The following is a 24417-nucleotide window of genomic DNA, read 5'->3' as shown; positions in this document are numbered from 1 at the left end:
CCGAAATCCGTCTCGAGCCTCGCCGAGACACCCGGCAGCGTGCGTGGAAACAGAGAAGATTAGCCGTCTGCAGCACCGCGGCGTTAGATTTCAATGCCGCGTGTCTCGCCACACGGACCACAGGAGTGCACTACTGTTCCAGAACGTGGGTGGTGACGCGAGCTGGATGGTGCTCGGCGCAGCTGTGATCGACGCAGCGCGATAAGGAGGTAACGGTGCGTGAACTTCGAGTGATCGGATTGACGCCCGATTCCGCGCACATCGTGTGCGTCGATGCCGAGTCCGGTCAGAAGTACCGGCTCCCCGCCGACGAGAAGCTGCGTGCCGCGGCGCGTGGAGACCTTGCCCGATTCGGCCAGATCGAGATCGAAACGGAGGCGACCATGCGTCCTCGCGATATTCAGGCTCGTATCCGTGCGGGTGCGTCCGTCGAACAGGTCACCGAAGAATCCGGCATGCCGGCCAGCCGGGTGGAGCGCTTCGCCTATCCGGTGTTGCTCGAGCGTGCCCGCGCCGCGGAACTGGCGCAGAAGGCACATCCGGTTCGCAAGGACGGTCCGGCGGTGGAAACGCTGATCACCGTCGTGTCCGCCGCCTTCGCCGAGCGTGGGCACAATATCGACATCGCCGAATGGGATGCGTGGAAGGACGAGAAGAACTTCTGGGTCGCCCAGCTGCAGTGGCAGGCCGGTCGATCGGTGATTGCCGCGCACTGGCGCTATCAGCCCGACGCGCACGGTGGTTCGGTGGTTCCCCTCGACGATCCGGCCTCCGACCTCATCGATCCCGATTTCGGTCGCGCACTGCGCGGACTGGCCACCATCCTGCCGGAAGCCGCAGCCGAACCCGCACCCGTGGTGGAGCCGGTACCTGCCACCGCCGACCAGACCGCGGCCGTGGTCGAGGCGGAGCGGCCCGAAGTCGAGGAGTATTTCGAGCACCGTCCCGCGGTCGGCGGTTCGGCCGTCCCGGTCAGTGCCAAGGCGCCGGCGGCCGCCAACCCGACGGGCACCGGATCGAATTCCGGTTCGGCGGCACCCGCATCCTCGGCCCCTCCGGCCCCGTCCACTCCGGCGGAACCGGTGGCTCCCGCCGCGGAGCCGGCCCCGGCTCCGGTCGAGCCCGCGGCGACGCCGGCCGTGGAGTCGGCTCCGGCCGCCAAGGCCGCTCCGGCCAAGGCTGCCCAGCCCAAGCCCGAGCCGGCCAAGCCAGCACAGAAGTCCGCCCGGGCCAAGCGCGGTAAGGCGCCCATGCCCTCCTGGGAGGACGTGCTGCTCGGGGTGCGCAGCTCCGGGCACTGATCCCGGAAGGCGGCGCGTCCGGAAGTCGACGGGCAGGCCGCGGCGATTGTGCGATTCATCACCAGTACCCGTTCGAACTCGGGAGGTGTCGCAGGTGCCGTCCACAGCCTCGTCGATCTGGTATGTCGACGAACCGGATCCCGCCGCCGTGCTGCGTGCCCATCCGGATCCGGACCCCGAGGCCGCCCTCGCCCTCGCCGAACAGCTCAATCCCGGTGTCGCGGTGACGCCGGTGCACTCCGGCACGTTGGGGCAGTGGTCCGGGCCGGACCCGGGGTCGCTGTACATCGGCTGTTTTCCCGGGGTCACGGTGATCTGCACGGTGGATGCGTCCCGGAGCCACCCGACCCAGCTGCCCGAACTACTCGTTCGCCCCCTGGCCTCCGAACACACTTATCTCGTGTCCTACGACATGCCGCTCGGCTGGGGCGCTTTCGCGCACTGGGAGCGCGGGGAACTGCGCCGCGCGTTCAGCGCGACCCGCGTGCACATCGTCGAGGACGAGGGACTGCCGCTCGTGTGGGAGCGGGGATACTGGGCAGGGGAACATCCGGTCCGTTTACGGCCCGGCGATTTTCCCGACCCGCAGATCCTGCCTTTCGAGCCGCCCGAATTCGCCGACGCCGCCAATGAGCAATGGCTCGGATTCCGGTACGGCACCGGAAGTTCCGGAACTGCGCTGCGGCCGGAGGAGATCGCGGTGTGCGGATTCACCATCGGTGCGGACGGGCGGAAACCGGAGCACGGACGGTCCCGGACCACACTGTCGGCGAAGCGCTGGTTCGGCTGGTTGCGCAACCGCGATCGGGTGTGCTGAGCGGGCGGGCCGAGGACTATCGGACCGCGGCGCCGACGAGCAGAACGACCCAGCCGACGAGAACTCCGACGCCGATTCCGGCCAGTACCCAGCGGGTGACCGGCGTATGCCGCCAACGCCACGCGGTCGGTGCGGTACCTCCGGCGGCGATCACGTTCACCGCGACCGCGAGCGTCCAATGCACATGAGCCAGTGCGATTCCGAACGAATACACCGCCGCGCCGGTGAGTACGGCGATGAACGCGCTCACCGTGAGACCCATCGCCCACGGTGTGGGCTCCGGCGCACCGGCCGCGGCAGTGGGGTCCATCGGGTCGTGCACATCACCGGGCCGGGTCACGAGGTGCGCACCCGTTCGTAGAACGCCATCGCTGCCGCCGTCGCGACATTGAGTGAATCGGTACCGGGGGTCATCGGAATCCGCGCGCGAATATCGGTGGCCCGCATCGCCGCCTCGGTCAGGCCGGGCCCCTCCGCGCCGAGCAGCAGGGCGACGCGGTCGCCGGTCATCGCGGTCGCCAGGTTCATCGCTTCCGGATTCGGGGTGAGCGCGATGATCTGGAAACCTTGTTCGCGCAACTCGTGTAGCCCGTCGGGCCAGGTGGGCAGCGAGGCGAACGGCACTCGCAGCGCATGTCCCATCGATACCCGCACCGCGCGCCGGTACAGCGGATCGGCGCAGCGATCACCGAACAGCACCGCGTCGGCGCCGAGCCCGGCGGCATTGCGGAAGATCGAGCCGATGTTCTCGTGATCGTTGACCCCTTCGAGAACCGCCACCGTACGCGCGGTGGGCAGGATCTCCTCCGACAGGAACTCCGGCGGGCGGTACGCGGCGGCGAGGATGCCGCGATTGAGATGGAATCCGATGATCTCGGCCATCACTTCGGCACCGACGCGGTAGCAGGGCACGTCCACTCCGGCCAGATCGACGCCGAGCTGTTCGATCCGGCGGCCCACTCCCAGGAGTGCGAAGGGCCGGAAGCGTGAGGCGAGCATGCGCTGCACGACCACCACCCCCTCGGCGATGACCAGGCCTTTCCCACCCTGGATGTCCGGTCGGCGATCGGCGGAATTGAGGTCGCGGAAGTCGGCGACCCGCGGGTCGCCAGGGTCGACGATATCGATCACATGGGCCACAGGCATCTATCCTGCCTCCTCGTGATCGCCCGGCGCGATTCAACTGTCGCGTAGAACACGGTTTGGGAGGTGACACTATGGTGAATTCTTCATTGGTTTATCCACCGAACGATTTACCCATCGCAAGGGAAGAGGACGCATGACCAAGCCGGAAATCGAGTTCCAGGACGGCCCCGCGCCCAGCACGCTCGTTGTCAAGGATCTCGTCGAGGGTGAGGGCGCCGAGGCTGTGCCCGGCGGCACCGTGGAGGTGCATTACGTCGGCGTCGAGTACGACACCGGCGAGGAATTCGATTCGTCCTGGAACCGCGGCGAATCCATCACCTTCCCGCTGAACAACCTGATCCAGGGTTGGCAGGAGGGAATCCCGGGTATGAAGGTCGGCGGCCGTCGCCAGCTGACCGTGCCCCCGGAGCTGGCCTACGGTCCTGCGGGCACCGGCCACCAGCTGGCGGGCAAGACTCTCGTCTTCGTCATCGATCTGCTGAACGTGGTCTGATTCGAGGTCGACCGCCGCGATCACTGCCGGACCACGTCGACCGGGTCCGACAGATTCGTCGCGAGCGCGGACTGTCCTCCGCTACTGTGCGCCGGTAGTGCGGCGAGGGCTGTACCGGTTTGATCGGTCAGATTCGTCGAGATCAGCTGCATCTGGGTCACGCCGCTGCCGACCGTCTGTAGCGCGGTCTGCAATTGGCCGGCTGCCTCGTCGGCGAGCTGCGGTATCCGGCCGGCCAATGCGGCGCCCCGATCGAGTTCCGAACGAACGGTGCCCAAGCGGTGCGCCGCATCGTGCAGTACGGTCCCGAGTCCGACATCGGGGCCGGAACTGCTGCCGGTCAGTTGGGTCAGCCCCGTCAACTGGCTCGTGGTCCGGCTCGCGATGGTGTTCAGGGCCTCGAGTTTGCCGATGACATCGGTCAACCGCGGATCGGCGGCGGGCAGTGCGCGCAGTACCGGCAGCACCTGGTCGAGACCGCTGCTCATCGCCGCGGCGCTGCTGCTGATGTCACCCAAGGTGACCCCGGTCGCGTCGAAGGCTCCGGCGAGATCGTCTGCCTGCGTTCCGGCCTGGCCGAGGGCCGTATGAACCTCACCGAGCCGGGCGGTCAGCGCACCGGCACCGGTCCGAGCGGAATTCAGCACATCCAGCATCTGCTGGGCCTCGCCGCCGAACTGGTCGGCGGCGCCGGACGCGGTTCGCACGCCCGCGTCGAGCAGTTGTGAGGTGAACGCGGCCTGCTGCATCGAGCCACGGGCCTGCGCTACTGCGGCCAGGTTGTTGTCCACCGCGGCCGCGGAGATACGCCGCGTCACTTCCGTCACCGCGGCGTCGACCAGGGCGGTGTCGGCCTGCTCGTTGGTCACCACGGTGAGTTGTGCGCGGTGCGGTCGTGCCGAGGTGAACGTCGTCAGTGAGGTGCTGAGATCGGCGGGCAGAGTAATCACCGCCGCGTGGTCCGCAGCCTGTGCTCCGGGACCGGCCTCGGTCCACTTTTCACTGTCGGACTCTGTCAAGGATCGGGAGATCGCCGCCCCGACAGGACCGGTGTCGGAGTTGACGATTGCGATGTCGTCGGGGGCACCGCGATCGTGCGTGGCGATCACCCCGCCCGCCACCGTGCCGGCGACCACCAGACCTGCTGCTACGAACGTGATCCACCGAAAGCTGCTGTTTGCCACGAACCCCAAGGTAGCGACGGTGAATGTGCCGCGACTGGCGGAGATCTGAAGGGACTGTGAGGGCTTGCGCCTATGCCCGTGGTGAGTTGGGGGCCGGCATCGGACGGTCCGGCAGCTCCAGTACCAGGCGTACCCCGCCCAGGGTGCCGTCGTCGAAATAAGCGCGACCACCGTGCAATTGGGCCTGCTGTGCCACCAGCGCCAGCCCCAGCCCGGAACCGCCCTTGGTGGCACCGGCACCGCGAATGAAGCGGTCGAACACGCTCTGCCGTTCGGCCGCCGGAATTCCCGCGCCGTCGTCGTCCACGGAGATCACGATCCATCCACCGGCCTGCCGATGCGCGGACACCAGCGCTCGAGTGGCGCCGCCGTGACGTGCGGAGTTGGTCAGTGCGTTGTCGACGGCCAACCGCAGGCCGGCCGGGAGACCACGGGTGACGAGTTCCGGATCGGTGTCGACGCGGACGGTCAGTTCCGGGAAATGCCGCATCGCATCGTGCGCGGCGTGGTCGACCAGATCGGCCACATCGGTTTCGACATGGTCGCGTTCGTCGGTCAGCTCACCGGCGGCGAGCCGTTCCAGAGCGGCCAGTGTGGTCTCCACTCGCCCCTGGCTGCGATGCAGGTCGTCGAGGATTTCCGCGCGTTGCGCCTCGTCCAGGTCGAGGGTGCGCAGCACCTCGAGGTCGGTGCGCATCGCGGTGAGCGGCGTGCGCAGTTCGTGTGCCGACACGGCGGCGAAATCGCGGGCCGTCTCGAGGGCGGCCGCCGTCTCGGCCTGGGCGTGATGCACCCGCTCCAGCAGTGAATTCACGGCGTCGCCGAGTTTTTCCGCCTCCCACACGCCCGAACCGTCCACCCGGGCCTCGGGCTTGCCGGTACCGCTGCGTGCACCGACCTGTCGGGTCAGGTCGCGGATCGGCCGGACCGCACTACCGCCGAACAGCCAGCCCAGCCCCGCCGCGGCGGCCACCGCGACCCCGGCGGCGAACAACACCCACCGCCGCTGTTCGGACATGGTGTGATAGGCGTCGGTCAGCGGAATCGCCATCGACACGGTGCGCCCGCCGGGCTGATTCTCGGTGGTGGTGAGCACCCGGTACGGGGTGTCCTCCAAGGTGACGGTGTGTGTTCCCGGATCCTGCGCGGGCAGTTCGAGACTGGTCGAGGCGATCACCCTGCCGTCGTCGCGGACGGTCACCGCCATCTCCTTGTTGGGACTCACCAGTGACAGCACGCCCACGGCGACGATCGGCTGCATCAGCACGATGCGCGAAGCGATGGTGAGTTCCTGGTCGGCCTGCGCGAGACTGTTGCGGCCGAGTGCGACCACGGACACCCAGCTCAGCACCGCGGTGATGATGATCGCGCCGAGTGCCGCGGCCCCCGCCACTCTGGTGCGCAGCGAGTAGGACCGGCGCAAGCCGGGGATCTGCCGCCGTCGGCGCGGGTGCGGCTCCGTCATCCCGGCCTTCCGGTCACCGGCCGTTGCGATGCTTTCGGCACTGTGCACGTCCCGGTCCGCACACCGCTCATCACTGTCGGCACCGCGCTCATTTGGGCGCTCGCAGCACGAAGCCGACGCCGCGAATGGTGTGCAGCAGCCGTGGCGTGCCGTCGCTTTCCAGCTTGCGGCGCAGGTAGCCGACGAATACGTCCACCACATTGGTGTCCGCGGCGAAGTCGTAACCCCACACCAGCTCCAGTAGTCGCTCCCGGCTCAGCACCACTCCCGCGTTGCGGGCGAGTGTGCAGAGCAATTCGAATTCCCTTTTGGTCAACTCGATTTCGTTGCCGTGCAGGAGGGCGCGATATCCCGCGACATCGATGTGCAGGGGTCCCACGGTAATCGACCCCGGTGCCGCCGCCGGGGCATTATCGGTGCGTCTGCGCAGTAGCGCCCGGATCCGGGCGACCAATTCCTTGAGGACGAAGGGCTTCACCAGATAGTCGTCGGCGCCCGATTCCAGCCCGGCGATCCGCTCGTCGACCGAACTGCGGGCCGAGAGGACGCAGATCGGTATCTCGTTGCCCATCGCCCGTAATGCCGTCACCACGCCCGCACCGTCGAGGACCGGCATGTTCATATCGAGCACGATCGCATCCGGTGCCTCGTCGGCGACACTGCGCAGCGCGGCTGCCCCGTCCCGGGCGATCACCACCCGAAAACCGGACAGCCGCAAACCGCGTTCGACCGACGACAGCACGTCCTCGTCGTCGTCGACCACCAGCACCGTCGGATTCTCGCTGCTCGTCACGGTGTGCAGTGTAATTAGCTATGCACTCCGCGGGCGGGCTCCGACTGCGGCGTCAGTAGTTGTGGCAGGTGTCGGCCACTTTCTGGACGGTGTCGCTGATTCCCGCGGCGCGCGGGTCGTTCTGTGCCTGCTGAGCTTGGTCCGGGTGCTCGGCCAGGTACTGCTGGAATTCGGCCTGCCGCTTTTGCACCGGCTGATCGAATTTCGCCTTCAGTTCGGCCTTCTTGTCCGGATTGGCGTCCAGGATCCCGGCGAGCTGCGCATTCTCGGTGTGCAGTGCGGCATCGATCTGTTCGAAACTGCAGCTCGAATTCAGCAGTGGGGCAAACAATTCGGTCGGTTCGGCGGATGCCGTGGCGGGCACCAGCAGGGCAGCTCCGGCGGCGAGGCCCGCCGCGGTGAGCGTGGTTGCGGCAACGGCGCGGGTCCTCGGGCGAATGCGCATATTTCTCTCCTGTGCTCGGTAGCTACGTTCCCGGCACGCTATCTACCGAATCTGGGGCTCCGATGAACCGTTTCTGAGAACACCATGAGTGCCACATCACATGGGGTGGTCAGGAGCCGACCTCGGTATCGCGTGCCGTCGGGTCGGTTCCGGCCAGCAGCTGATCCTCGAGGGCGATCAGGACCGAGGGGTCCTCGATGGTGGCGGGCATCTCCCAGCTCTCACCGGAGGCGATCTGGCGGATGGTGCGTCGCAGGATCTTTCCGGATCTGGTCTTGGGCAGTGCCCGCACCACCGTGACATCGTGCAAGGTTGCGATGGCGCCGATCTGTTCGCGGACCAGCGCGGTCAGTTCGGTGCGCAGCTGGGCCAGTTCGGTGTCGACGCCGGTCTTGAGCACCACGTAGGCGATCGGACGCTGACCCTTGAGCTCGTCGGCGACGCCGATCACGGCCGTCTCGGCGACGCTGGGATGGTGTGAGACCACCGCTTCTATACCGCCGGCCGAGAGCCGGTGTCCCGCCATGTTGATCACATCGTCGCTGCGCCCGAGGATGAACAGGTAGCCGTCGTCGTCGAAGTAGCCCGAGTCGCCGGTCAGATAGTGGCCGGGATACGTCGACAGATACGACCGCTCGAACCGTGCGTCGTCGCGCCACAGCCCGGTGAGTGATCCCGGCGGCAGCGGCAGGCCGATCACGATATTGCCCTCCGAACCCGTCGGCACCGCATCGCCCTCGTAGTCGAGGACTCGGAGCCGGTAGCCGGGCACCGGAACGGCTGCCGACCCCGGCTTCACCGGCAATTCCTGCAGGCCCAGGGGATTCGCGCAGACCGGCCAACCGGTTTCGGTCTGCCACCAGTGATCGACGACCGGACAATCCGGGCGATCGGCCAGCACGGTTTCTCTGGTCCACTCGTAGGTGGCCGGGTCGAGGCGTTCACCCGCGCAGAACAGCGCACGCAACGAGGACAGATCGTGCCGGCGGGCCAGCGCGGCCTCGGGGTCGGCCCGGCGAATCGCCCGCAATGCGGTGGGAGCGGTGAACATCACGTCCACGTGGTACTGCTCGACCAGTCGCCAGAAGGTGCCCGAATCCGGGGTTCCGATCGGCTTGCCCTCGTACATCACCGTGGTCGCGCCGACCAGCAGTGGGGCGTAGACGATATAGGAGTGTCCGACCACCCAGCCGATATCGGAGGTGGTCAGCATGGTCTGACCGGGGGATACGTCGTAGATATTGCGCATCGACCAGGCCAGCGCGACGGCATGGCCGCCGTTGTCGCGGACCACGCCCTTCGGCTTACCGGTGGTACCGGAGGTGTAGAGGATATAGAGCGGGTCGGTCGCGGCGACCGGAACGGGGGCGGCGGGCTCGGCGTCGCGAACCATGTCCTCCCAGTCCAGCCAGCGCGCGACGACGGTCGCGGCGGAATCCGGCAACGTTCCGGTTGCCGGTTGCGGGGCGGCGAACGGGATCGTCGCGAAACCGTCGCGCTGTTTGACGACCACATGCCGAACGGCAGTGGTGTGCACCTGATCCAGCGCCTGCAGCACGATCGGCGGGTACTCGATCCGCTTGTTCGGCTCGAGCCCGCCGGAGGCGGTGACGATGAGCACCGGTTCGGCGTCGTCGATGCGCGCGGCCAGTTCGTGCGCGGCGAATCCGCCGAAGACCACCGAGTGCACGGCGCCGATCCGGGCGCACGCCAGCATGGCGACGACGGCCTCGGGGATCATCGGCATGTAGATCACGACGCGGTCCCCGGTGCGCACCCCCAGGCGCAGCATCGCACCCGCGAACTGCGCCACTTCGGCAAGGAGTTCGGCATAGGTGAGGACGCGCGTCGAGCCCGTCATAGCGGAGTCGTATATTAGGGCGGGCTGATGTGCGCGGCCGCCGGTTCTGTCCGCGATGAACGGTTCGCGATCGGCTCCGGTATCGTCACCCGGCGAGCCGGAATCCGTTGTGAGATCACGCACATGGCGATCGAGAGCGTTGTAGGAGGTGTTGAGGCGAGCATCGGGGAACCACCGAGCCGCCGGACGTGCCGCGGTGTCGAGAATCTCAGTGGGAGCTACATCCCAGCTGATCGCCTCGGCCGCGTGGCGCCAGAAGTCCGAAGGGTCGACCAGACTCGTCTGGTAGGTGGGTCGGTACTCCTGATTCGCGTTCAACCGTATGACTCCCTGCCTCGCCTCGAAACCCGCCTCGATAGATCAGCCTGATTGTGGCAGACTTCACGCGACGTCCGGGCGGCCGCCGCGACCTTTGATTCTGGCTGCAGCAGCCAGCTCGAGGAACAGTGGGTGCCAAGCGGTCACACAAGAAGTTATTGATCCGTTAGAATCGCATGTCACATATTCGGCCGTCGTGGACGCTTATTCTCGGCCAGCCGCAGTTCCAGGCCCGTACTGCATGTCGAGCCGTGCATGCGATCGTGGAGGCTCGCTGATGGCGCGTGGCTGGGGCCAGTTTGGAAAGTGAGTTGGAGATGCGTGACGCCGCTAGGCCCGTTGGGAGGCGCTGGGCGCTCGGCAACTGGGACCTGCGCTGGAAGGTCACGGCCGTGCTGGCCGTGCCGCTGCTCGTCGCGGTGGTGCTCGGCGCTTCCAGAATCGCGTCCGAGTTCGGCGACTCGAGCAAGCTGAACGGTTCCGTCGAGCACGTCGAGGCCATCCCGGCGGTAACCGGTCTGAGTGCCTATTCGGCAATCGTCGCCAGCGGTCAGATGGTGTCGTTCGGCGGCAAATCACTGGTGCAGGATTCCGACCTGCCGAAGTTGGACGGTGCTATCGAACGGGCGAAGAAGGCCGCCGGCAAGCTGGACGGCGTTCCCGGTGCCCGCGATGCACTCGACCAGATGATCGAGGGCGCCCAGGCGGTCCGGGACCAGGGACTGGCGCCGTCGCCGAACCTCGACCAAGCGCTCGCCCAGGAAGAGGCGATCCGCCAGCACAGTGTCGAGACGGTGGAGCAGATCGTTTCGACGATCTCCGATCAGGGAGTCGACGCCGCCAAGCTGCGTCTGGTCGACTCGCTGAACACCCGCGCTGTCATGGTGTCGTCGGTCGCGGCGCTGTCGAAGACTCTGTCCGGCGAGACCGAGGCCGGTCTGCACGACTTCGACCTCGCGAACAACACAGAGAAGTACATGCTGGGCCTGCTCAGCAAGCGCTTCCCCGACGGTGATCCGACGATCGCCGAACTGAACCGCCTGCTCCAGAGCCGCATCGCGGTGGCCGACGATCCCGCGGTCGAACTGGGCCAGTTCCCGGTGATGGATGTGCGGCAATCGCTGGTCGACAGTTTGGCCGGCTACGCCACGATCGTGGATTCCTCGACCGGTGACATCACCTCGCAGGTGAAGAGCCTGGCGCAGGATGCCCGATCGGGTGCGGTCCAGTACGCGGTCATCGTGGTGCTGACCATTCTGGCGGCGCTGATCTTCGCGGTGCTCGTGGCGCGGGCGATGATCGTGCCGCTGCGCAAGCTCCGCCTGGCGGCCCTGCGCGTCGCCGAGCACGACCTCGGCTACGAGTCCTCGCGTCTGCGCGATGGAGCCAGCCCCGAGGATGTGCCGCTGGAGCCGATGCCGGTCCACACCGAGGAAGAGGTCGGCCAGCTCGCCCGCGCGATCGACGACATCCACGGTCAGGCCCTGCGGCTGGCAGCCGATCAGGCCTCGATGCGTACCCAGGTCAACGACATGTTCGAAACCCTGGCGCGGCGCTCCAAATCGCTCGTCGACCATCAGCTCTCACTCATCGAGGCGATGGAGTACGACGAGAAGGATCCGCGCCTGCTGGAGAACCTGTTCCGGCTCGACCATCTCGCCGCTCGTATGCGCCGAAACGGCGACAACCTGCTGATTCTGGCCGGTACCCGGCAGCGGCGGTCCAAGTCGGCCCCGGTCGAGATCGCCGACGTGCTGCGTGCGGCCATCTCCGAGGTCGAGGATTACGAGCGCGTGAAACTGGGCGCCACCCCGCGCGGCGCCATTACCGAACCGGCCGCATCCGACCTCGCGCACCTGTTCGCCGAGCTGCTGGACAACGCGCTGCGGGCCTCGCCGCCGGAGACGGACGTGAAGTTCACCTTTGCGCAGGCACACGACCAGGGCCTGCTGATCGAGGTCGCCGACCGCGGTATCGGTATGCCGCCCGCGGAAATGGCCGCTATCAACCGGCGCCTGGAAACCACTGCCGAGGTCGGCACGGACACCGCCCGCCACATGGGCCTGTTCGTCGTCAGCCGGCTGGCCGAGCGGCACGGTCTGAACGTCAATCTGCGCCCGACCTTCGACACCGCCCGTGACCCGGGTGTCACGGTGACCGTGCACGTACCGAAGGCGATCATCGTGGCGCCGTCGGGCGGTTCGCTGTCGGTGCCGGACGAGATCGAGGGCTCCGGGCCGATCCAGCGGCAGGCCGCACCGTCGATGCAGACGCGCGGCATCACCCGTACGCCGAGCGGCAACATGATGGTGACCGTCGATCCGAGCAACAGCGGCCCGATTCCGGTGGTGCCGCCCGTCGGTGGCGACGACCGCACGGTCCGGAGCAACGGTGCACCCGCCCCGGCCGTGAACGGGACCACGGCGAGTGGTCTGCCGCAGCGTCAGCCGGGTAATGCCACTCCGGGCGGTCTGCCGCAGCGTCAACCGGGCACCAACGGTGGTCCGGCCACGCGGCATCCGCTCGCCGACGCTCAGGCCGGGCCGGGTGCCGATGCCACCACCCGGATGTCGGAATCCGGTGCCGCGGGATTGCCGCAGCGCGAGCCCGGTGCCAACAGCCCGCAGGGAGCACCGAATACCAATCTGCCGCAGCGCGGCGGGACGACTACGCCGCAGCCGACCTCAGGTCTGGCCGCGAACATGCTCAAGCGTCAGCCCGGTGCGGCCAACCAGCCGCCACGGCCGAGCGTGCAGGGCGACGGCGGTCTGCCGCAGCGTGCTCCGGGAGGTAACGGCCTGCCGCAGCGTGAGTCCGGTGCCGGCGGCATGCCGCCGCGGGAACCGGGCCTGCCGCAGCGTGGCCCTGCGACACCGCCGCCCGCCGCGGGTGATGCGGGCAACCCCGCCGCCCCACCGGCACCGCGTGACCCGGGTCCCAACGGTCTGCCGCGGCGCACTCCGGGAACCAACGGTGCCCCCGGACGGGGCGCCGCGGATGCGCCGCAGCAGCGAGACGGCTCGCCCGGCGCGGCTCCCGACGGTGGCGCTCCCGATGCCGGTGGTGCTCTCGCCGGTGGTCCCGATGCCGGCGCACCGAATGCGGGTGGCCTGCCGCAACGCGGTCAGGGCGCACCGGGGGGTGCCGGTCTGCCACGGCGTAGTCCCGGCAGCAGCGGTGCCCCGGCGCCCGATGCCGCGGTGCGTGGCCTGTCCGATACCGGCAACGGTGCTGCCGGTATGCCGCAGCGCAATGCCGGAAACGGGCTGCCGCAGCGTGGACCCGCCGGTGGTGGGCTCCCGCAGCGTGATCCGGCTGCGGGCGGTCTGCCGCAGCGTGGGCCTGCTGGTGGTGGGCTCCCGCAGCGTGGTCCCGCCGGAGGTGGGCTGCCGCAGCGTGGGCCTGCCGGTGGTGGGCTTCCGGAGCGCGATCCGGCCGCAGGTGGTTTGCCGCAGCGTGATCCTTCCGGTGGCGGTCTGCCGCAGCAGGACCCGGCTGCAGGTGGTTTGCCGCAGCGTGGTCCGGCAGGTGGTGGCCTGCCGCAGCGTGATCCTTCCGGCGGCGGTCTGCCGCAGCGTGATCCGGCCGCGGGTGGTCTGCCGCAGCGTCGGCCCGGTGCGGATCTGCCGCCGCGGCCCGAGCCGGTGCCGGGGCTGAGCCTGCCCGGTAGCGGTGCGAATCCGGACAGCTCGGGCGAGGGTGCGAACCCGGAATCCGCCGGTGCGGACGGTCGCGAGCGCGGTCGGCACAGCTACCGGTCCAATCCGGAGAAGACAGCTTCGTTCTTCCAGACCCGGCTGCAGCCCGCAGCCGATGCCGGTCCCACGGGCGGTGGTACCCCGATCTTCGCCGAAATGATGTCGGCGTGGCTCTCGGACCCGAGCGCGGACCGGTCCCAAGTCGCCGCCTCCTTCGACTCCCCTGGGGACGAAGGCTGGCAGGCCGCCCGGCGGGCAGTGGAAACCTCGTCGGATAAGCGGACGGCATCCGGATTGCCACAACGTGATCCCGGTAATCGCCTGGTCCCCGGTGGCGTTACCGGTCGGGCCGACAGGACGCCGAGCCGTGACCCAGAGTCGATCAGGTCAAGTCTGAGTCGTCACCAGCAGGGCGTCCGGGATGGCCGCGCAATGGGAGCAATGAACCTAACCGGAGATAAAGGAGACCGATGAACCCCGATCTAGGTGGTACAAACCGTCAGCTGGATTGGCTGGTTTCGAACTTCGCCAACGAGGTTCCGGGCGTCGCCCATGCCGTGCTGGTTTCGGCGGACGGGCTACTGATGGCCGCCAGTGCTCAGCTACCCGTCGACAGAGCCGAACAGTTGTCGGCGGTGACCGCAGGGCTGGCCAGTCTCTCTGTCGGCGTCTCGAACCTGTTCGAAGGCGGCACCGTGCTGCAGTCGGTGGTCGAGATGGAACATGGTTACCTACTGCTGATGGCAGTCGGAGACGGTTCCTACCTGGCCGTGCTGACGAACACGTCGTGCGATATCGGCCAGGTGGGATACGAAATGGCCTTGTTGGTCGAGCGCGTAGGCCAGACGGTGCAGGCCACTCCACGCGTTCCGATGAGTTCCTGATGGTGGGATGGACATAGACAACCAGCACGTGGGGAGCGCCGAGCCGAGCCTCGTCCGGCCGTACTCGCTGACTGCCGGTCGTACGCGACCGAAGGTCGAGTTGGCCTTGGAGGCGCTCGTCGCATCGCATCCGGTCGCCCTGGAGCGGCAGTTCGAACTGACCAACATCGAAACGTCAATCGTGGAGTTGTGCAGAGAATCGCCGTCTGTTGCGGAACTAGCTGCCCGACTGGGTATTCCGATCGGGGTGGCACGAGTACTCGTGGCTGACCTCATCGAGGCGGGACATGTGCGAGTTTCGGCGACTTTGAAAGACGATTCGAGCGACGATGAACGTCGCGAGCTGATCGAAAGGGTTCTCAGTGGACTCCGGCGTATTTGATTCGACGGCCCAGGTCGATACCCGTAGCGCCAAACCGACTTCTGCGAAGATCGTGGTAGCCGGTGGCTTCGGGGTAGGCAAGACGACTCTGGTCGGTGCGGTATCGGAGATCGTTCCGCTACGCACCGAGGCCTTGGTGACCAACGCCAGTGTGGGCGTTGACAGCCTGGCCGCCGTGCCGACTAAGGCCACCACCACGGTGGCCATGGACTTCGGCAGGATCAGCCTCGCCGATGATTTGGTGCTTTATCTGTTCGGCACACCCGGCCAGTACCGCTTCTGGTTCATGTGGGACGACCTGATTCGCGGCGCCATCGGGGCTGTAGTGCTGATCGACACCAGAAGGCTCGAAGACAGCTTCGCAGCTGTCGACTATTTCGAAGCTCGGGGGCTGCCGTTCCTGGTGGCCATCAACGAGTTCGACGACGCACCGCGTTACCCGCTGGAGGATATCCGCCAGGCGCTGGCGGTACCGGCGGATGTGCCGATCATGTCGCTCGATGCTCGCCGGCGGGAGCCGGTGAAGCAGGCGCTGGTCTCGGTCACCGAGTACGCGTTGCGCAAGGTGGTTCAGGGGTACTGAACTCCCGCGCGGTTACCCTCGTGTCGTGAAGATCTCGGCGCGTGAGGTACTCGACGGTCTGCTCGATCCCGGTTCGTTTCGAAGTTGGGATCGAGAGCCGATCGGGGTGCCCGCCTCGCCCACCTACCGTGCGGAACTGGTCGCTGCGCAGCAGCGCAGCGGTAGTGACGAATCGGTCCTGACCGGCGAGGGTCTGCTGCGCGGTCGTCGCGTGGCCGTTGTCGCCTGTGAGTTCGGCTTTCTCGCCGGATCCATCGGTGTCGCAGCGGCCGAACGTATCGTCACCGCCGTCGAGCGCGCCACCGCATCCGGTTTGCCGCTGCTCGCCTCGCCGACCTCCGGTGGTACCCGTATGCAGGAGGGCACGGTGGCCTTCGTGCAGATGGTGAAGATCGCCGGCGCGGTGGCCGAGCACAAGGCAGCGGGCCATCCGTACCTGGTGTATCTACGCAACCCGACGATGGGCGGGGTGTTCGCGTCCTGGGGTTCCCTCGGACATATGACTTTCGCCGAACCCGGCGCGCTGATCGGATTCCTCGGCCCGCGGGTCTACGAGGCGCTCTACGACCGGCCGTTCCCCGAAGGGGTGCAGACCGCCGAAAACCTTTACCGCAACGGTGTTATCGACGGTGTGGTGCCGGTACGGTTCTTCCGGCGAATTGCCCACCGAGTGCTGAATGTGACGGTATCGACTGCGGGGGAGCGGGTTTCGAGCTCGGTCGAGGCCCGCGCGATCGGACAACCCGATGCCGTGCCATCGCAACCTTCCTCCGGCTCGTCGGCGGCATCGGCAAGCACGGCCTGGGATTCTGTTCTGACCTCCCGTAATCCCGCTCGCCCCGGAATCCGGGAGCTGTTGCGCCAGGCCACCGATCGGGTGCCGCTCAGCGGCACCGGCCAGGGCGAATCCGACCGCACCGTGGTGCATGCCCTGGCGAGACTGCGCGGCGAGCCGTGCGTGGTCTTCGGCCATGACCGCTCCGGGCAGTCCGAGGAGAATACGATGGGCCCGGCGGCATTACGCGAAGCCCGCCGCAGCATGCATCTGGCGGCCGAACTTCGTCTGCCGCTGGTGCTGGTGATCGATACCGCGGGTGCGGCGTTGTCCCGGGAGGCGGAGGAGCGTGGCCTCGCACCCGAGATCGCCCGCTGTCTGGCCGATCTGGTCACCTTGGACACGCCGACCGTCTCGGTCTTGCTGGGACAGGGCAGCGGCGGCGGTGCCCTGGCCTTCCTGCCCGCCGACCGAGTCCTGGCCGCCACTCACGGCTGGCTGGCGCCCCTACCGCCCGAAGGTGCCAGCGCCATCGTCTTCCGCGACACCGACCACGCAGCCGAACTAGCGGCCGCCCAACGAGTTCCGGCCCCCGATCTGCTGGCCGACGGAATCGTCGACCGCATAGTTCCCGAATACCCCGACGCCGCTGCCGAACCCGTCGACTTCTCTCGCCGCATGGTTGCCGCCATCGCGGCCGAACTCGGTGCCCTGCGTGCCCGTCCGATCCCGGAACTCAGAGCCGAACGTCACAACCGCTACCGCCGCCTGGGTGTGCCCTCCTGAGTTCGATCACCACGATCGGCCGAAGCTCGGCGGGTGTCGACATCGAGCTGGATCGCACTCGGGCCGCCCCGCGGTAGTCGCGTGTTTCCCGGCCGGGGAGAAATAACCGGTTGGTAACGACGTGTGTCGGGCCCGGGGTGGCTGCGCTCCGGCGGTGATACTCGGCCACAGAGTTCTGCCGCGTGTGCCGGCCGAGCCTGGGTGCCCGAGGGGCGCGGTCCAGGTGAATGTGCCGGGTGTGTCCGGCGCCCGGCCGGATTCTGCGATCGGCGCTCCTCACGGGCGGGATGCGCGATGAGGCGGCAGGGACGGAGCATCGATGGATCTGGATGTCGGGGATGTCGAACAGGCGGTCTTTACCGGTGATCTGCCGCGGGGAGCCCGGGTCGACGAACTGGTCGACATGGCTCACGAGCGGTATCGAGACCATGATGCGGGCACGGTAGCCGACTATATTCCCGGTCTGGCCAGGGCCGATCCGCGTCTGTTCGCGGTCGCCGTCGCCGAGGTGGAAGGAGGTATCCACGCGGCGGGCGACATCGAGGCCCAGTTCACGATCCAGTCGATTGCCAAGGCGTTTGTCTACGCGTTGGTCTGCGAACACCTGGGGCACGAGGTGGTGCTCGATCGGGTAGGAGTGAACAACACCGGGATGGCCTTCAATTCCGTGATGGCGATCGAGCTCAACGACGGTCATCCGATGAATCCGATGGTGAATGCGGGTGCGCTGGCGACGACAGCGATGACGCCCGGTGCGAGCGCGGCCGAGCAATGGGAGTTCGTTCGCTCCGGTCTCTCGGACTTCGCGGGGCGCAATCTGCGGCTCGACGGCGAGGTCTACCGCTCGGAAATGGCCACCAACCAGCGCAACCTGGCCATCGCGCGCCTCCTGCAGAGCTACCACCGGATCATCGTGGATCCGATGGAGGTGGTCGACACGTACACCCGGCAGTGTTCGTTGCGCGTCGACGCCCGGGATCTGGCGGTGATGGGAGCGACGCTGGCCGGTGGTGGGGTCAACCCGATGACCGGCGTGCGTGTCGTCTCGGCGGAGGTCTGCCGGGACACGCTGGCGGTGCTCACTTCGTCCGGGATGTACGAGCGTTCGGGGGAGTGGTTGTTCGAGGTCGGTTTGCCCGCGAAATCCGGTGTGGCCGGTGGCATCGTCGCGATTGCTCCGGGGAAGGGCGCGATCGGCACGTTTTCTCCGCCGCTGGACAGTGCCGGTAACAGCGAACGTGGTGCGCGCGCGACGGCCTTTCTGTCTCGAACGCTGGGTCTGAACGTCTTCGCGTCCGCAGCACATGCAGGTTTAGCGGAAGGTGCCCGATCATGACGACGACAACGACCTCCGAAACCGAGGTCCGCGCCTCCTGGCTGCCGATGATCGGCCTGTTCCTGGCCCAGATGCTGATGTCGGTGAATGTGGCCGCGCTACCGATTTCGCTGGGCGGCATGGTCGACGATTTCGATGTCGCGCCGACCGTGGTCAGTTCGACCATCGTCACCTACGGCATCGCGGTGGCGGCACTGGTCATGGTGGGTGCCAAGCTGGGCCGGCGGTTCGGGTGGCTCGTGATCTTCCGCATCGTGGTGCTGACCTTCGCCGTCTCGTCGGTGATGATGATCGCCTCCCCGACGGTGGCGTGGGCGATCGCGGCGCAGGCCGTCGCGGGTGGTTCGGCGGCGGTGATCGTGCCGGCCCTGGTCGCGCTGATCGCGGAGAACTATCACGGAACGCAGCAGGCCACCGCCGTCGGCTCGCTCGGCTCGGCCCGCGCGATCTCCGGGGTGAGCGCCTTCCTCATCGGTGGCGCGCTGGGCAGCCTGGTCGGCTGGCGGCCGATGTACGTGATCGTGCTGGTGATCGCGCTGGCGGTATTCGCGTTCAGCTTCACGCTGCGTTCGGACAGCGGCGATCCCGAGACGAAGATCGACCTGGTCGCGGCGCTGCTGATCGGCGCCGGAATCGTGCTGCTGACAGTGGGGTTCAACAATATGAACTCCTGGGGCGTCGTATTCGCCTCGCCGTCGGCACCGTTCGACCTGGTCGGTGTCTCGCCCGCGCCGGTGTTCATCGTGGTGGGGCTGGTACTCGGCCAGGCCTTCGTGCTGTGGACGGTGCGCCGCACCCGCGCGGGTGGTCAACCGCTGGTGGATCTCTCGGTGTTGGGGAGCTTCCGCGAGCGGGCGGCGGTGTACGCGATGTTCATCGTGGTCGTGATGGAGGCCGCGCTGAATTTCACGGTGCCGCTCTACATTCAGATCGTGCAGGGGCGTTCCCCGTTCGACACCTCGATCGCGATGATGCCGTTCAATCTGACCGTTTTCGTCGCGGCGACGCTGGTGGTCCGCACCTATCGCACCTTCACCCCGCGGGCGATCGGCATGTTCTCCTTCGGCTTCACCACGGTGGCGCTGATCTGGCTCGCCTATGTGGTGACCAACAATTGGGAGACCGCGCCCACGATCATCGGCCTGATCGTCTTCGGTATCGGCCAGGGCGCGATGGTGACGCTGGTGTTCAACGTGCTGGTGACCTCGGCGCCGAAAACGCTTGCCGGCGACGTGGGCTCGATCCGTGGCACCGCGCAGAATCTGGCGTCGGCGGTGGGTACCGCCGTGATGGGCGCGTTGCTGGTCACCGTCCTCGGGTTCTTCGTGACCCAGCAGGTGAGCGCCGATGTGACCCTGCCGGACAGTCTGATTCAGCAGGTGGATCTGGACAATGTGAACTTCGTCGGCAACGACCAGCTCCGCGAGGTACTCGAGCGAACCGACGCGACGCCGGAACAGATCGAATCCGCGATCGCGATCAACGAGGACGTCCGGCTGCGCACCTTGAAGTTCGGTCTGCTGATCCTGGCCGGTCTCAGCGCGCTGGCACTGATCCCCGCCGCGCGGCTGCCCCGGTACAAGCCGGACGAGATCCCGGACCCGTCACCGGTGGGCGTCGAGGACCGGAAGTAGGCACCCACTCACCCGGCCGCGCTTTTCCCCGAAACGAGTCGTGGCAAACACGCGCAGGTGCGTCGTTGACGGTTGGGCAAACCGCTTCTACGGTCGGAACGGTGACTTTTCGCAGCGAGGGCAGCCCGGTTCCGTCGGTGATTCTCAACGACGGTCACTTGATTCCGCGACTGGGTTTCGGCGTATTCCAGGTGCCGGAACAGGAGACCTTCGATGCGGTGACCACCGCCTTGGCGGCCGGCTACCGAAGCATCGACACTGCCGCGGCTTATCAGAACGAAGCCCCGGTCGGGAAGGCTATCGCCGAGTCCGGAATTCCCCGGGACGAGGTATTCGTCACCACGAAGCTGTGGAATTCCGAGCAGGGATACGACTCCGCACTGCGCGCATTCGACGCGAGTATGCAGCAGCTGGGGATGGACTATCTGGATCTGTATCTGATCCACTGGCCGGTCGCCGCCGCGGATCGGTATATCGACACATTCCGGGCATTTCAGACCTTGAAGGCGCAGGGGCGCATCGGCTCGATCGGAGTATCGAATTTCCAGCCCGACCATTTGACACGGCTCATCGCCGAGACCGGTGAGGTGCCGGCGGTCAATCAGATCGAACTGCATCCGGCCCTCGCGCAGAACACGCTGCGTGCGTTCCATGCCGAGCACGGCATCGCCACCGAGGCGTGGAGTCCGCTCGGACAGGGCGCGGAACTGAAGGATCCCACGGTCGTCGATATCGCCGGACAGGTCGACCGCACGCCCGCCCAGGTCTTGATCCGCTGGCATCTGCAACTCGGCAATATCGTCATTCCCAAGTCGGTGACGCCCGCGCGCATCCGAGAGAACTTCGACGTCTTCGACTTCGAACTCGACGCCGATCAGATGACTACCCTCGGTGCGCTCGATACCGGGACCCGGGTGGGGCCGGACCCGGACACCTTCGCGGTGGGACTGGACTGAATCGGCCGGTCACAGCCGGGGTCGCGAACCGGCCGGAGCGGACGACTCGGGCCGGTACCGGCGAGCCTGGCATCGGGGTGTGGACGAATGTGGATCAGATGTGCCGCAGCGGCGATTCAGTCGCCGGCGCGGCTCGCACGGCTGCGTTCGATGCCGAGGTGCCCGGTCAGCTCGACCGCTGCTGCCCGCCCCGCCCGGTTGGCCCCGATGGTGCTGGCCGACGGGCCGTAGCCGATCAGGTGAATGCGGGGGTCGGCGGCGACCTGGGTGGCAAGCCGCCCGCTCATGGTGATTCCGCCGCCCGGGCCCCGGAGCCGCAGCGGGGCCAGGTGGTCGAGCGCGCTGCGGAACCCGGTAGCCCACAGGATCACGTCGGCGTGCTGGAAGGATCCGTCGGACATGCGCACCCCGTCGGGTTCGATGCTGGTGAACATCGGATGCCAGGTCAGGGCGCCGCGGGCCCGGGCCGCGCGGATGCGATCGTCGACGGGCAGACCGGTCACCGAGACCACCGAGCGCGGCGGTAGGCCGCGCCGCACCCGGTCCTCGACCAGCGCGACGGCCCGGCGGCCGTCCTCGGGGCGGAACGGGCCCTCGCGGAAGCGGGGCTCCGTGCGCGAGACCCAGGTGGTGCTGGTGACCTGCGATATCTCGTCCAGGATCTGGACCGCGGAGATTCCGGCGCCGACCACCACGACATGCTTGCCGGCGAACTCCTCGGGACGGTGGTAATCACGGGCATGCAGCTGGCGTCCGCCGAAACTGTCCACGCCGGGGTAGTGGGGGATGAATGGTTTGTCCCAGGTGCCGGTCGCGTTGATCAAGCCGCGTGCCCGCACGGTGCCGCCGGAGTTGGTCGAGGCCGGCACGGTCTCCGTCTCGACGTGCAACAGACCGTCCACCTCGGCATCCGGGCAGGTGGTGCTGGTGGCACGATCGCACACCACCTGTACCGAGACCGGCCGCCGCACCCGTAGGTCGTATCGTTTCTCGTACAGGTCGAAATAGTGCGGTACCGCCGTGGCTGCCGGGACCGAATCGGAATCGGGTGGAAGAGTTTCGGCGAATGCCATACCCGGCAAGTCGTGCACGCCGTTCACGGTATTCAATGTCAATGTGGGCCAACGGAATTGCCAAGCACCACCGGGGCCGGGGGAATGATCGACCATCAGGAAATCCGTTTCCGGTGCCAGGCCGAGCCGGCGCAGGTGATAGCCGACCGACAATCCGGCCTGGCCGGCGCCGATCACCACGATGTCGACATCCGGTGTGCTCACTGCCGCCACAGTACGCGTCGTGTGCGCTGCGACAACGGGGCGGCGCATACAGTGAAGGTGTCGAAATCGCGCGAATGGGGAGAGGTCAGATGCTCGCAGTGAGCCGGGATGGTGACGTGGTCACCATCGAATTGCAGCGCCCGCAGCGCCGCAACGCCCTCAACGACGAGTTGGTGGCAGCGTTACGGGAGGCCGTCCTATCTGCGGCGGCCGATGCGCGGGTTATTGTTTTGACCGGTCAGGGCCCAATTTTCAGTGCCGGTGCCGATCTGTCCGGGGTTTACTCGCAGGATTTTCTCGCCGGTCTGCTCGATCTGCTGCACACCATAGAAACGGTGCCTGTCCCGGTGATCGCGGCGATCAACGGCGGAGCGCTCGGCGCCGGGGTGCAATTGGCGCTGGCCTCCGATCTCCGGGTGATGAGTCCGGATTCCTATCTCGCTATTCCCGCCGCAAAATTGGGCATCTCGGTGGACAGTTGGACGGTGCGCCGGTTGGTCGCACTGATCGGCGGCGGCCCGGCCCGCACTGTTTTGATGGGAGCGGAATCCGTAACCGCCTCCGACGCATATACATTCGGCTTCGCCAATCGGATCGGTACCCTCGCCGACGCGCAGGAGTGGGCGAAATCGATCGCCCAACTCGCGCCGCTGTCGCTACGGCACCTCAAACTGGTGTTCAACGACGACGGCACCCGCGATGACCCCACACCGGAGCAGCGCGAGGCATTGGAAGCGGCCTGGCGCAGTGACGACGCTCAGGAGGCGCGCCAGGCTCGGGAGCAGAAGCGCGCACCGAAGTTCGTGGGGCGCTGATGAGTACCAGTCGAATTGTCTCCGCTGCCCGCAGTGCGGTGCTGGCGGGTGCCGGCATTCTGGGTCTGCGTTGGGTAGCGCATGCCGCGTGGCGAATTCCCGCTGAACTGGGGGCCGCGCCCGCTGCCGTGGCGCCGTTGGCCGCCGGGTCCGCGAGCTATCGTGACCGGCAGTTCCATAACACCGAGCCCAGCAGTGCGGTCGCCTCCGGGTCCGGATTGTCGCTGTTTCTCTCCGCGCTCACCCGGCGTGACCTGGGCCGTCCGTCCGCGGAGGTGCCGCTGGGGACCGCCGAGCATCCGGACCGGGCTGCCGACCTCGCGGTCACCTGGTTCGGGCACGCCACCGCGCTGATCGAACTCGACGGGTACCGGGTGCTGACCGACCCGGTGTGGAGTGAGCGCGTTTCGCCTTCGCCGCTGGTGGGTCCGGCCCGCCTGCATCCGGTGCCGGCCCCGCTGTCGTCGTTGCCGCCGCTGGACGCCGTGGTCATCTCGCACGACCACTACGACCATCTCGACCGCGAGACGGTACGGGCCCTGGTCGCCGCACAGGACGCGCCGTTCGTGGTGCCGATCGGCATCGGCGCCCATCTGCGGAAGTGGCATGTGCCCGAATCGAGAATCATCGAATTGGACTGGGGCACATCGACGTCCATCGCCGGCCCCGGACGTGAGGCGCTCACCGTCACCTGTACCGAGGCGCGGCACTTCTCCGGACGCGGCTTCAACCGCAACACCACGCTGTGGGCGTCGTGGGTGTTCGCGGGACCGCGTCGTCGTGCGTACTTCGGCGGCGACACCGGCTACACGAAGGCTTTCGCCGAAATCGGCGCGACCTTCGGCCCGTTCGATCTGACCCTGCTCCCGGTCGGCGCCTACGACGTGCACTGGCCGGATGTGCATATGAACCCGGAGGAGGCGGTGCGCGCCCACGCCGACGTCTGTGTGGGTGACGCGCGGTACGGCACCCTCGTTCCCATACACTGGGCTACGTTCAATCTGGCCTTCCACGGCTGGTCCGAACCCGTCCGGCGGGTGGTCGAAGCGGCCCGTGCGGCGGGCACCACGGTAACGGTTCCGCTGCCCGGTGAACGTATCGATACCAATGCGGTATCGCCGCAGGTCCCGTGGTGGGAGGATGTGGGTTAGGAACGCAATCGACGAATGAAGGAGTGGGCTTCATGAGTTTGATGGACACCCTCAAGGGCCTGGTCGGCAAGGGGCGCGACGCCGCGTCCCAGAATGCCGAGAAGGTCCACGGCGGGGTAGACAAGGCCGGCAGCTTCATCAACGAGAAGACCGGCGGCAAGTACTCCGGTCAGATCGACAAGGGCGCCGACGCGATCAAGAAGCAGTTCCCCGAACAGGGTGGAGGCAATACACCGCAGGGCGGTGGGGACACTCCGCCGCCTGCCGGCCCGCAGGGCTGAGGGCGGCCGCAGACATTCCGACAACGGGCTCGTTCC

At 67.3% G+C, this 24417-nt stretch carries 22 protein-coding genes; 14 read left to right on the top strand and 8 right to left on the bottom strand.

Annotated elements, in window-relative coordinates; translation table 11 throughout:
- Positions 1-215: 215 nt before the first annotated feature.
- Both sepH and NV2_RS13615 read left to right on the top strand, forming a co-directional pair.
- Complete coding sequence (gene sepH, locus NV2_RS13620; protein WP_067872920.1) at positions 216-1301, top strand: septation protein SepH; 1086 nt, start codon at positions 216-218, stop codon at positions 1299-1301.
- A 94-nt stretch (positions 1302-1395) separates the two neighbouring features.
- Positions 1396-2118: a DUF6928 family protein gene (locus NV2_RS13615; RefSeq protein ID WP_245662590.1), complete on the top strand. Its 723-nt coding sequence runs from the start codon at positions 1396-1398 to the stop codon at positions 2116-2118.
- Between the two features lie 16 nt (positions 2119-2134).
- On the opposite strand, the gene NV2_RS13610 is transcribed toward NV2_RS13615, so the two are convergent.
- Positions 2135-2428, bottom strand: a complete 294-nt coding sequence (locus NV2_RS13610) for a DUF2537 domain-containing protein (protein ID WP_067873101.1) — start codon at positions 2426-2428, stop codon at positions 2135-2137.
- Positions 2429-2454: 26 nt separating this feature from the next.
- Complete coding sequence (locus NV2_RS13605; protein ID WP_067872914.1) at positions 2455-3258, bottom strand: TrmH family RNA methyltransferase; 804 nt, start codon at positions 3256-3258, stop codon at positions 2455-2457.
- Between the two features lie 139 nt (positions 3259-3397).
- Here NV2_RS13605 and NV2_RS13600 point away from each other — a divergent pair, with 139 nt between their 5' ends.
- Positions 3398-3757, top strand: coding sequence for an FKBP-type peptidyl-prolyl cis-trans isomerase (locus NV2_RS13600; RefSeq protein ID WP_067872911.1), 360 nt, complete (start codon positions 3398-3400; stop codon positions 3755-3757).
- A 20-nt stretch (positions 3758-3777) separates the two neighbouring features.
- On the opposite strand, the gene NV2_RS13595 is transcribed toward NV2_RS13600, so the two are convergent.
- From NV2_RS13595 to NV2_RS13575, 5 genes are all read right to left on the bottom strand, one after another.
- Positions 3778-4941: a YhgE/Pip domain-containing protein gene (locus NV2_RS13595; RefSeq protein WP_157102889.1), complete on the bottom strand. Its 1164-nt coding sequence runs from the start codon at positions 4939-4941 to the stop codon at positions 3778-3780.
- 70 nt (positions 4942-5011) lie between these two features.
- Complete coding sequence (locus NV2_RS13590) at positions 5012-6406, bottom strand: sensor histidine kinase (protein WP_084474612.1); 1395 nt, start codon at positions 6404-6406, stop codon at positions 5012-5014.
- 88 nt (positions 6407-6494) lie between these two features.
- Positions 6495-7199: a response regulator transcription factor gene (locus NV2_RS13585; protein ID WP_245662589.1), complete on the bottom strand. Its 705-nt coding sequence runs from the start codon at positions 7197-7199 to the stop codon at positions 6495-6497.
- A 52-nt stretch (positions 7200-7251) separates the two neighbouring features.
- On the bottom strand, positions 7252-7644 hold the full coding sequence (locus NV2_RS13580) for a hemophore-related protein (protein ID WP_067872902.1): 393 nt from the start codon (positions 7642-7644) through the stop codon (positions 7252-7254).
- A gap of 109 nt (positions 7645-7753) precedes the next feature.
- A complete protein-coding gene (locus NV2_RS13575) occupies positions 7754-9823 on the bottom strand; it encodes an AMP-binding protein (RefSeq protein WP_067872900.1) in 2070 nt (689 codons plus the stop codon).
- A gap of 317 nt (positions 9824-10140) precedes the next feature.
- On the opposite strand from NV2_RS13575, the gene NV2_RS13570 reads away from it, so the two are divergent.
- The 8 genes from NV2_RS13570 (at position 10141) to NV2_RS13535 (ending at position 20857) form a co-directional block, all read left to right on the top strand.
- On the top strand, positions 10141-13995 hold the full coding sequence (locus tag NV2_RS13570; RefSeq protein ID WP_084474566.1) for an ATP-binding protein: 3855 nt from the start codon (positions 10141-10143) through the stop codon (positions 13993-13995).
- A complete protein-coding gene (locus NV2_RS13565) occupies positions 13992-14405 on the top strand; it encodes a roadblock/LC7 domain-containing protein (protein WP_067872896.1) in 414 nt (137 codons plus the stop codon). The genes NV2_RS13570 and NV2_RS13565 overlap by 4 nt, the downstream gene beginning before the upstream one ends.
- Before the next feature lie 7 nt (positions 14406-14412).
- Positions 14413-14787 (top strand): DUF742 domain-containing protein, encoded by a 375-nt coding sequence (locus NV2_RS13560; RefSeq protein ID WP_067872893.1) that lies wholly within the window; start codon positions 14413-14415, stop codon positions 14785-14787.
- Complete coding sequence (locus tag NV2_RS13555; protein WP_174550587.1) at positions 14768-15370, top strand: GTP-binding protein; 603 nt, start codon at positions 14768-14770, stop codon at positions 15368-15370. The genes NV2_RS13560 and NV2_RS13555 overlap by 20 nt, the downstream gene beginning before the upstream one ends.
- A 25-nt stretch (positions 15371-15395) precedes the next feature.
- A complete protein-coding gene (locus NV2_RS13550; protein WP_067872890.1) occupies positions 15396-16931 on the top strand; it encodes an acetyl-coenzyme A carboxylase carboxyl transferase subunits beta/alpha in 1536 nt (511 codons plus the stop codon).
- A 319-nt stretch (positions 16932-17250) separates the two neighbouring features.
- A complete protein-coding gene (gene glsA, locus NV2_RS13545) occupies positions 17251-18267 on the top strand; it encodes a glutaminase A (protein WP_067872887.1) in 1017 nt (338 codons plus the stop codon).
- Positions 18264-19901 carry an MFS transporter gene (locus tag NV2_RS13540; RefSeq protein WP_067872884.1) on the top strand — a complete coding sequence of 546 codons (1638 nt, stop codon included), beginning with the start codon at positions 18264-18266 and terminating at the stop codon, positions 19899-19901. The genes glsA and NV2_RS13540 overlap by 4 nt, the downstream gene beginning before the upstream one ends.
- 101 nt (positions 19902-20002) lie before the next feature.
- On the top strand, positions 20003-20857 hold the full coding sequence (locus NV2_RS13535; protein ID WP_067872881.1) for an aldo/keto reductase: 855 nt from the start codon (positions 20003-20005) through the stop codon (positions 20855-20857).
- A 116-nt stretch (positions 20858-20973) separates the two neighbouring features.
- Here NV2_RS13535 and NV2_RS13530 read toward each other — a convergent pair whose 3' ends face one another.
- Positions 20974-22182 carry an NAD(P)-binding domain-containing protein gene (locus NV2_RS13530; protein ID WP_067872879.1) on the bottom strand — a complete coding sequence of 403 codons (1209 nt, stop codon included), beginning with the start codon at positions 22180-22182 and terminating at the stop codon, positions 20974-20976.
- Positions 22183-22223: 41 nt separating this feature from the next.
- Here NV2_RS13530 and NV2_RS13525 point away from each other — a divergent pair, with 41 nt between their 5' ends.
- From NV2_RS13525 to NV2_RS13515, 3 genes are read left to right on the top strand one after another with little or no spacing between them, the layout of a single operon-like run.
- Positions 22224-22949, top strand: coding sequence for an enoyl-CoA hydratase (locus NV2_RS13525; protein WP_067872876.1), 726 nt, complete (start codon positions 22224-22226; stop codon positions 22947-22949).
- The gene (locus NV2_RS13520) at positions 22949-24100 is read left to right on the top strand and encodes an MBL fold metallo-hydrolase (RefSeq protein ID WP_067872873.1); all 1152 of its coding nucleotides are present in this window, start codon (positions 22949-22951) and stop codon (positions 24098-24100) included. Before NV2_RS13525 ends, NV2_RS13520 begins: the two co-directional genes overlap by 1 nt.
- 32 nt (positions 24101-24132) lie before the next feature.
- The gene (locus NV2_RS13515) at positions 24133-24381 is read left to right on the top strand and encodes an antitoxin (RefSeq protein WP_067872870.1); all 249 of its coding nucleotides are present in this window, start codon (positions 24133-24135) and stop codon (positions 24379-24381) included.
- The last annotated feature ends 36 nt before the right edge of the window (positions 24382-24417 follow it).

The organism is Nocardia vermiculata NBRC 100427, assembly GCF_001613265.1.
Lineage (GTDB): Bacteria > Actinomycetota > Actinomycetes > Mycobacteriales > Mycobacteriaceae > Nocardia > Nocardia vermiculata.
The sequence above is the reverse complement of the archived record's forward strand: the minus strand, read 5'-3'. Positions and strand labels throughout refer to the sequence as shown.

Excerpts from the sequence above, each read along its gene's own strand:
- NV2_RS13525 (WP_067872876.1), top strand. The coding sequence starts at position 22,224 with ATGCTCGCAGTGAGCCGGGATGGTGACGTGGTCACCATCGAATTGCAG.
- glsA (WP_067872887.1), top strand. The coding sequence starts at position 17,251 with ATGGATCTGGATGTCGGGGATGTCGAACAGGCGGTCTTTACCGGTGAT.
- NV2_RS13570 (WP_084474566.1), top strand. The coding sequence starts at position 10,141 with ATGCGTGACGCCGCTAGGCCCGTTGGGAGGCGCTGGGCGCTCGGCAAC.
- NV2_RS13600 (WP_067872911.1), top strand. The coding sequence starts at position 3,398 with ATGACCAAGCCGGAAATCGAGTTCCAGGACGGCCCCGCGCCCAGCACG.
- NV2_RS13520 (WP_067872873.1), top strand. The coding sequence starts at position 22,949 with ATGAGTACCAGTCGAATTGTCTCCGCTGCCCGCAGTGCGGTGCTGGCG.
- NV2_RS13610 (WP_067873101.1), bottom strand. The coding sequence starts at position 2,428 with ATGGACCCCACTGCCGCGGCCGGTGCGCCGGAGCCCACACCGTGGGCG.
- NV2_RS13560 (WP_067872893.1), top strand. The coding sequence starts at position 14,413 with ATGGACATAGACAACCAGCACGTGGGGAGCGCCGAGCCGAGCCTCGTC.
- NV2_RS13580 (WP_067872902.1), bottom strand. The coding sequence starts at position 7,644 with ATGCGCATTCGCCCGAGGACCCGCGCCGTTGCCGCAACCACGCTCACC.
- NV2_RS13530 (WP_067872879.1), bottom strand. The coding sequence starts at position 22,182 with ATGCGCCGCCCCGTTGTCGCAGCGCACACGACGCGTACTGTGGCGGCA.
- NV2_RS13540 (WP_067872884.1), top strand. The coding sequence starts at position 18,264 with ATGACGACGACAACGACCTCCGAAACCGAGGTCCGCGCCTCCTGGCTG.
- NV2_RS13590 (WP_084474612.1), bottom strand. The coding sequence starts at position 6,406 with ATGACGGAGCCGCACCCGCGCCGACGGCGGCAGATCCCCGGCTTGCGC.
- NV2_RS13515 (WP_067872870.1), top strand. The coding sequence starts at position 24,133 with ATGAGTTTGATGGACACCCTCAAGGGCCTGGTCGGCAAGGGGCGCGAC.
- NV2_RS13565 (WP_067872896.1), top strand. The coding sequence starts at position 13,992 with ATGAACCCCGATCTAGGTGGTACAAACCGTCAGCTGGATTGGCTGGTT.